This is a genomic window from Bradyrhizobium sp., from assembly GCF_035701725.1.
In the GTDB taxonomy this organism is placed as follows: domain Bacteria; phylum Pseudomonadota; class Alphaproteobacteria; order Rhizobiales; family Xanthobacteraceae; genus Bradyrhizobium.
Window position 1 is genome coordinate 1 of sequence record NZ_DASSRP010000366.1, and the last position, 7,544, is coordinate 7,544.

At 61.5% G+C, this 7,544-nt stretch carries 7 protein-coding genes; 5 read left to right on the forward strand and 2 right to left on the reverse strand.

What is annotated here, in order from left to right:
• Together VFL62_RS22005 and VFL62_RS22010 are read right to left on the reverse strand one after the other, a co-directional pair.
• The coding region (locus VFL62_RS22005) for an LLM class flavin-dependent oxidoreductase (RefSeq protein ID WP_325174500.1) at positions 1–1,301 on the reverse strand (1,301 nt) is incomplete at its 3' end.
• A gap of 67 nt (positions 1,302–1,368) precedes the next feature.
• A complete protein-coding gene (locus tag VFL62_RS22010; protein ID WP_325174501.1) occupies positions 1,369–1,995 on the reverse strand; it encodes a carboxymuconolactone decarboxylase family protein in 627 nt (208 codons plus the stop codon).
• A gap of 156 nt (positions 1,996–2,151) precedes the next feature.
• Here VFL62_RS22010 and VFL62_RS22015 point away from each other — a divergent pair, with 156 nt between their 5' ends.
• The 5 genes from VFL62_RS22015 to VFL62_RS22035 all read left to right on the forward strand — a co-directional run.
• A complete protein-coding gene (locus VFL62_RS22015) occupies positions 2,152–3,534 on the forward strand; it encodes a M20 family metallopeptidase (RefSeq protein WP_325174502.1) in 1,383 nt (460 codons plus the stop codon).
• Positions 3,535–3,550: 16 nt separating this feature from the next.
• Complete coding sequence (locus VFL62_RS22020; RefSeq protein ID WP_325174503.1) at positions 3,551–4,843, forward strand: MFS transporter; 1,293 nt, start codon at positions 3,551–3,553, stop codon at positions 4,841–4,843.
• 158 nt (positions 4,844–5,001) lie between these two features.
• The gene (locus tag VFL62_RS22025; RefSeq protein WP_325174504.1) at positions 5,002–5,919 is read left to right on the forward strand and encodes an amino acid ABC transporter substrate-binding protein; all 918 of its coding nucleotides are present in this window, start codon (positions 5,002–5,004) and stop codon (positions 5,917–5,919) included.
• A 109-nt stretch (positions 5,920–6,028) separates the two neighbouring features.
• Positions 6,029–6,967, forward strand: a complete 939-nt coding sequence (locus VFL62_RS22030; protein WP_325174505.1) for an amino acid ABC transporter substrate-binding protein — start codon at positions 6,029–6,031, stop codon at positions 6,965–6,967.
• Positions 6,968–7,086: 119 nt separating this feature from the next.
• Positions 7,087–7,544, forward strand: a 458-nt coding sequence (locus tag VFL62_RS22035) for a transporter substrate-binding domain-containing protein (protein ID WP_325174506.1), incomplete at its 3' end; no start/stop codon positions are given.

Genomic DNA, 7,544 nt, shown 5'->3' on the forward strand with positions numbered 1-7,544 from the left:
TTCTCCCGCAACGTGCCGGGCCGATATTGCTTCTTGTAGCGGCCGCGCCGCGTCAGCTCCGGCACCAGCATTTCCGTGATGTCTTCGAAATCGCCGGGTGAGACCGCAAAGGGCATGTTGAGCCCGTCGACGTCGGTCTGATCGAACCAGGCTTCGATCGCGTCAGCCGCCTGCTCCGGCGTGCCGACCACCACGGGGCCGATACCGCCGATCCCGACATGCTGGGCGACTTCGCGCACGGTCCAGACGCGATCGGGGTCGGCGCGGGTGATGTTGTCCATCGCCGAACGGCCCGCATCATTTTCGACATGCCGCACCTGCTGGTCGAGGTCGTAGGCCGAGAAATCGACGCCGGTCCAGCCGGACATCAAGACCAGCGCGCCCTCCGGGTCCACGTGGCTGCGATACTCCTCGTATTTCGCTTTCGCCTTGGCTTCGGTCTCGCCGAGGATCACGGTGAACATCGAGAACATCAGGATCTCGGCGGGATTGCGCCCGGCTTGAGCGGCGAGTTCGCGAATGCCGGCGACGCGTGGGGCGATGACTTTCGCCGAGGGTCCCGACATGAAAACGCATTCGGCGTGCTGGGCCGCGAACTGACGCCCGCGCGGCGAGGTCCCGGCCTGGTAGAGCACGGGCGTTCGTTGTGGTGACGGCTCGCAAAGATGAATGGCGTCGAGACGATAGTTCTTTCCCTCGTGACGGACGCGATGAACCTTCTTGGGGTCGGCAAAGATGCCGCGTACTCGATCGCGCATCGCCGCGTCATGCTCCCAGCTGCCTTCCCAGAGCTTGTAGACGACCTCCATATATTCGTCGGCAATGTCGTAGCGGTCGTCGTGCCCGGTCTGCTTGTCCTTGCCGGCGCCTTTCGCGGCGCTGTCGAGATATCCGGTGACGACATTCCATCCGACGCGTCCTTCGGTGAGGTGATCGAGCGTCGACATCCTGCGGGCGAACGTATAGGGCGGTTCGTAGGAGAGATTGGAAGTCACGCCGAAGCCGAGATGTTCGGTGACCGCTGCCATCGGCGGGATCACCAGCATCGGATCGTTGACGGGCGTCTGTGCGGCCGTGCGCACCGCCGCCTCGTGATTGCCGCCGAACACGTCGTAGACCCCAAGTACGTCGGCAAGAAACAGGCCGTCGAACCGCCCGCGCTCCAGCGTCCTGGCGAGGTCAAGCCAATAGGGCAGGCGGTTGTACTCGGCGGTGCGGTCGCGCGGGTGCGTCCATAACCCCGGCGATTGATGCGCGACGCAATTCATCGCAAACGCGTTGAGCCGGATTTCTTTCTTCATGCGGGTGACTTTCGAGGCAGCGTGATCGCGTAAGCCCATGCAGGCATGCGCGATCACGAGAGAGAAGCTATTGGCCGGCCTGCTTGAACGGCATCTCGGCTTCCGCCGGCGGCTTCACATGCGCGACGTTGAGCGTCATCGAGACCACGTCATAATAGCCGTTGACGGCGATCAGATCGACGATGCCTTGCTCGCCAAATTTTTCGAGCGCCTTGGAATAAACGGCATCATCGACGCTGTGGTCGCGGCGGAGCTGGGAGGTGAATTCCCAGACGATCGCCTCATCGTCTTTCATGTTGGCGGGCTTCTGGCCGGCGCCGATCGCCTTGACAATTGCGGGGTCGAGGCCGGCTTTGATCGCCAGCGGGGCATGGGCGTACCATTCATATTGCGCGCCCCAGGCCTGCGCCGTCATCAGGATCGCCATCTCGTTGATGCGCTTATCGAGCGAGGTATTGAAGCGGACATATTCGCCGACTTTCTGCAGTCGGTCCGCCAGCACCGGGCTGCGCAGCCAGGCGTTGAAGGGTCCGCTCATCCGGCCGCGCGGTCCATTCATGATCGCTTCCGCAATGGGGCGCTGGGCCGGCGTCATCTGTTCGAGCGTCATTTCCGGCATGCGCTCGCCGGTCAAAGCGAAGGCGGAACCGGCAAATAAGACGCTGATCGCAGCAAGGCGGAAGATGGCTTTCATGGAGCGCTCCCATTTTTTTATGGTTCTGGCCGCCGATAGGCCGGCCGGTTACTTGAATTGTCGCATTCCCACTCCGATAAGCAAAGAGCTTCCAGCCCGGGAGCTGTCCCGCTAACGTGCTCCGATCCAATCCCGCAAACTGCGAATAAAATTGCCATGACCAGAGCCGATGCCGTCACCCGAGCCCACGCCATGCTGCATTCGGGAGAATTTTTGTCCGAACTCGACCGACGAGTGGCCTATCAAACCGAAAGCCAAAATCCGGAAAAGCGCGACGCGCTGCGGGCCTATCTGACTGACGCGCTTCAGCCAGCTTTCGCGGGCATGGATTTTGCGACCCGGCTGATCGAGTCTCCGGCACAAAAAGGCCCCTACCTGCTCGCCGAATATCGCGAGAACCCGTCCGCGCCGACCGTCTTGATCTACGGCCATGGCGATGTGGTCGACGGCATGGTGGGCGGGTGGCGGGACAATCTCGACCCCTGGCGCACCACGCACGTGGGCAACCGCGTCTATGGCCGCGGCACCGCCGACAACAAGGGCCAACATAGTATCAACATGGCGGCGATGGCGGCGGTGCGCGCAGTGCGCGGCGGCAAGCTTGGATTTAACGCCAAGTTCATCATCGAGACCGGCGAGGAAATCGGCTCGCCGGATTTGCCCGAGGTGTGCGAGAGCCTGCGCGATGAATTGAAAGCGGATCTGTTGCTGGCTTCCGATGGCCCGCGGCTTTCGGCCGAACGGCCGACGCTATTCCTTGGCTGCCGCGGCGGCATCCGCATTCATCTCGATGTATCCTTGCGCGAAGGCGGCCATCACTCCGGCAATTGGGGCGGCGTGCTCGCCAATCCCGCGACCATTCTGGCCAATGCCATCGCAAGCCTCGTCGACAGCCATGGCCGCTTGCAGCTCGAACAATTGAAGCCGCCGCGTCTGTCGAACCAGATCCGCGCTGCGCTCGCCGATGTCGAGGTCAAGCCGACCGCAGATGAGCCGGCGTTGTCGGAAAACTGGGGTGAGGACGGATTGTCGGCGGCCGAGCGGCTTTACGCGTGGAATACGCTGGAAGTGCTGGCGATGTCGTCGGGCAATATCGAAAAGCCGGCCAACGCCATTCCTGGCCGTGCCTCGGCTGTGCTGCAATTGCGCTTTGTGGTCGGCACCAGGGTCGACAATATCGCCGAGGTGATCCGCGCGCATCTGGATGCCCGCGGCTTTCCCATGGTCGAGGTTTCGGCGACCCAGCGCTTCGCGGCTTCCCGCACCGATTTCGACAGCCCCTGGATCAAATGGACCGCGGAATCGATTCGCAAGACCACGGGTAAGCCGCCGGCGGTGCTGCCAAACTTCGGCGGCTCGCTGCCCAACGACGTCTTCACCGACATTCTCAAGCTGCCGACACTGTGGGTGCCGCATTCCTATCCCGGCTGTTCGCAGCACGCGCCGGACGAGCACATTCTGTTGTCGGTGACGGAGGAAGCGCTCGGCATCATGGCCGGCCTGTTCTGGGATCTGGGCGAATTGAAAGCGCCGCTTTGAAGGCGAGGGATGCCGCATGACCGTTTCGACGCCGGCCGACTTGACGCAAAGCGCGCAGGCGCGCCGGGAAAAGAGCATCACGCGGCTGATCGTGGCGACTTCGGTCGGCAATGCCCTCGAGTGGTACGACATCACGATCTACGGCTATTTCGCGGTCTATGTATCGAAAGCTTTCTTTCCGAACGATGACCAGACCACGTCGCTGCTTCTGACGTTCGGCACCTTCGGACTTGCCTATCTCGCCCGCCCCATCGGCGGCCTCGTGCTCGGCGCTTATGCGGACCGTCATGGCCGCAAGGCCTCGCTCTTGATTTCCATCGTGCTGATGACGCTCGGCACGCTTGCGGTGGCCGTGATGCCGACCTTTGCCACGATCGGCGTTCTGGCGCCGATCGCGGTCCTGCTGGCGCGCCTGGTGCAGGGATTTTCGGCCGGCGGCGAGTTCGGCAGTTCGACCGCATTCCTCGTCGAGCACCGGCCCGACCGGCGCGGGTTCATCGCAAGCTGGCAATTTGCCAGCCAAGGCCTCAGCAATCTGCTGGCCTCCACCTTCGGCGTTGTCCTCACCGGCTGGATGGCGCCTGACGATCTCAACGCCTGGGGCTGGCGGATTCCATTTCTGTTCGGCGTGTTGATCGGCCCGATCGGCATCTACATCCGCAATCATCTGGAAGATGCCACCGCGCCACCGGCCGCCGACGGCTCGCCGGTGAAGGAGATCCTGCTCAATCAGAAGTCGCGCGTGCTGATGGGCATCGGCGCGCTCGCGATCTCGACCGCGGTCAACTACCTCATCATCTACATGCCGACCTATGTCGTCAAAAACTTCCATTTGCCGCCGAATGTCGGTTTTACCGCGACCTTTGTCGGCGGCATCATGGTGACGCTGTTGACACCGTTTGCCGGAATGATTTCCGACCGGATCGGTCGTACCCGGCATATGATCACGGCCAACATCCTGCTCTTGCTGTCGGTGTTTCCGATGTTCCTGCTGATCACGAAAGATCCGACGCCGGCCGTGATCGTCTTCGTTGTATTTTCGCTGTCGACGCTGAAGGCACTGTATTACGGCCCGCTCGCGGCGCTGATGGCGGAACTGCTGCCGCCGGCGACGCGGGCGACCGGGCTCGGGCTAGGCTATAATATCGGCGTCATGCTGTTCGGCGGCATGGGGCCGGCCACCATGACCTGGCTCGGCGGCTTCGCCCTGATCGGTGATCTGGCGCCCGGCTATTACCTGACGGCGGTCGCCATCTTGAGCCTGGGCACGCTATTAACCATCCACGCAACGTCGGCCGCCCCGCGCTAGGGGGGCCGGGCCGGCGGCCGTGGCGGAGTGGCGCATGGCGCCTCATTCCTCAAAGGTCGGCTTGCGAGCGACTGCCGTTCAGACCATAAGGTGGGGTAAAGGCGCCGGTCTTTGGCCGGGCCGCCACGGGTTGAGGTCGTATAACAGGGAGTATTTTCATGAAGCGGACGCTTATTGCAGGCGCAGCAATTGCTGTTGCGCTGGCGGCATGCCCGGCGACGGCGCAGGAACTGACCGGGACGCTGAAGAACATCAAGGACACCGGCGCAATCACGCTCGGCTATCGCGACTCCTCGATCCCGTTCTCTTACCTCGACGACAACCAGAAGCCCGTGGGCTACGCCATGGACATCTGCTACAAGATCGTCGATGCCGTGAAGAAGGAGCTCAAGCTCGACAAGCTCGAGGTCAAGCTCAACCCGGTGACGTCGGCCACCCGTATCCCGCTGATGGCCAACGGCACCGTTGACCTCGAATGCGGATCGACCACCAACAACGCCGAGCGGCAGAAGCAGGTCTGGTTCACCAACACCCACTTCCTCACCGCGAGCCGCTATGTTTCGAAGAAGGCAAACAACATCAAGTCGATCGACGACCTGAAAGGCAAGTCGGTGGTCTCGACCTCCGGCACCACCAACATCAAGCAGCTCAACGAAGCCAATGCCGCGCGCAGTCTCGGCATCAACATCATCCCGGCCAAGGACCATGCAGAGGCATTCCTGATGGTGGAAAGCGATCGCGCGGTCGCCTTCGTGATGGACGACATTCTGCTGGCGAGCCTCGTCGCAAGCTCGAAGGACCCGAGCGCTTACGTCATTTCGACCGATGCGTTCTCCAAGCCGGAGCCCTACGGCATCATGGTGCGCAAAGACGATGTGCCTTTCAAGAAGGTGGTCGATGCCGCGACCGCTGCGCTCTATCAGAGCGGCGAGGGCGCCAAGATCTACACCAAGTGGTTCATGGAAAAGATTCCGCCGAAGGGCCTTACCCTGAACGTGCCGCTCGGGCCGGAGCTCAAGTACGAATTCGCCCATCCCTCGGATTCGCCCGATCCGGACTCCTACAAGACGATGTGAGGCGAACATCGGTGGCGCATGGCCTTCGGGGCTGAGCCCCCGGGGCAGGCTGTTCGGAAGAACGGCCACGCGCTTTTTGCCGACGATGCGTCTGACCGGGGGACATCATATGTGGCGTATGCGCAGCACGGGATTTGCTTTCTCGGCGGCCTTGTTCGCCGCGCAGGCAGTCTTGAGCGCCGCGCCGGCGCGGGCCGAGCCGCTCTCCGGCACGCTGAAGAAGATCAGGGAGACGGGTTCGATTTCGCTCGGCTTTCGGGACTCGTCGATTCCGTTCTCTTACCTCGACGACAACCAGAAGCCGATCGGCTACGCGATGGACATCTGCTACGCCATCGTCGATGCGGTGAAGAGGGAGCTGAAGCTTGACCAGCTCGCGATCGAGCTGGTTCCGGTATCGTCGTCGACTCGGATTCCGCTGCTCGCCAACGGCACCATCGACCTCGAATGTGGGTCGACCACCAACAATCCGGAGCGGCAGCGGCAGATCACCTTCAGCTACACGCATTTCCTCACGGCGACGCGTTTCATCTCGAAGAAGGCCAATAAGCTCGACAAGATCGAGGATCTGAGAGGCAAGTCGGTGGTCGCGACCTCCGGCACCAGCAATATCAAGCAGCTGATCGAGACCAACGCGGCGCGCAATCTCGACATCAATGTCATTCACGCCAAGGATCATGCCGAGGCGTTCCTGATGGTCGAGAACGACCGCGCGGCCGCCTTTGTGATGGACGACATTCTGCTCGCCGCTTTCGCGGTGGGGTCGAAAAATCCGGAAAGTTACGCGATCTCATCCGATGCGTTCTCCAAGCCCGAGCCGTGCGGCATCATGCTGCGAAAGGACGATCCCGCGTTCAAGAAGGTGGTGGATGATGCGACGGCCGCGCTCTACCAGAGCGCTGAAGGGCCCAAGCTCTACGAAAAGTGGTTCATGCAGAAAATTCCGCCGAAAGGCTTGAATTTGAATGTGCCGATGGGAGCCGAGCTCAGGCACGAATTTGCCATGCCGTCCGACTCCTCCGATCCCGATGCGTATAAAGTCATGTAAGGTCGCAGCAGGTCGGGGCGGCCCGGTCCTTGCATGAAGCCGGTGCATAAGCCGACCGTGACAGGTCAATGCAGATTTCGATGAGGATTGCCGTGTCTGATGTGACTGGGGTGAGAGAGATGGGGACGAGATGCCTGCGCATCGTCGCGTTTGCGACTGCCACCGCCACCGCTCTGTTGGCGGGCGCAGCCAATGCTGAAGATCTCAACGGTACGCTGAAGAAAATCAAGGACACCGGCGTCATCAATATCGGCTATCGTGATTCCTCTATTCCGTTCTCCTACCTCGACGACAACCAGAAGCCGATCGGTTTCGCCATCGACATCTGTCTGAAGATCGTCGAGGCCGTGAAGAAGGAATTGAAGCTCGACAAGCTCACCGTTGAATTCAATCCGGTGACTTCGTCGGGGCGGATTCCCCTCCTTGCCAACGGCACCATCGACCTCGAATGCGGCTCGACCACCAACAACCCCGACCGGTTGAAGCAGGTCGCGTTCACCAACACCCACTTTCTTACCGCGACCCGCTTCATCTCCAAGAAGTCGAGCCATCTGAATTCGATCGATGACCTCAAGGG

Excerpts from the sequence above, each read along its gene's own strand:
- VFL62_RS22015 (WP_325174502.1), top strand. The coding sequence starts at position 2,152 with ATGACCAGAGCCGATGCCGTCACCCGAGCCCACGCCATGCTGCATTCG.
- VFL62_RS22025 (WP_325174504.1), top strand. The coding sequence starts at position 5,002 with ATGAAGCGGACGCTTATTGCAGGCGCAGCAATTGCTGTTGCGCTGGCG.
- VFL62_RS22020 (WP_325174503.1), top strand. The coding sequence starts at position 3,551 with ATGACCGTTTCGACGCCGGCCGACTTGACGCAAAGCGCGCAGGCGCGC.
- VFL62_RS22030 (WP_325174505.1), top strand. The coding sequence starts at position 6,029 with ATGTGGCGTATGCGCAGCACGGGATTTGCTTTCTCGGCGGCCTTGTTC.
- VFL62_RS22010 (WP_325174501.1), bottom strand. The coding sequence starts at position 1,995 with ATGAAAGCCATCTTCCGCCTTGCTGCGATCAGCGTCTTATTTGCCGGT.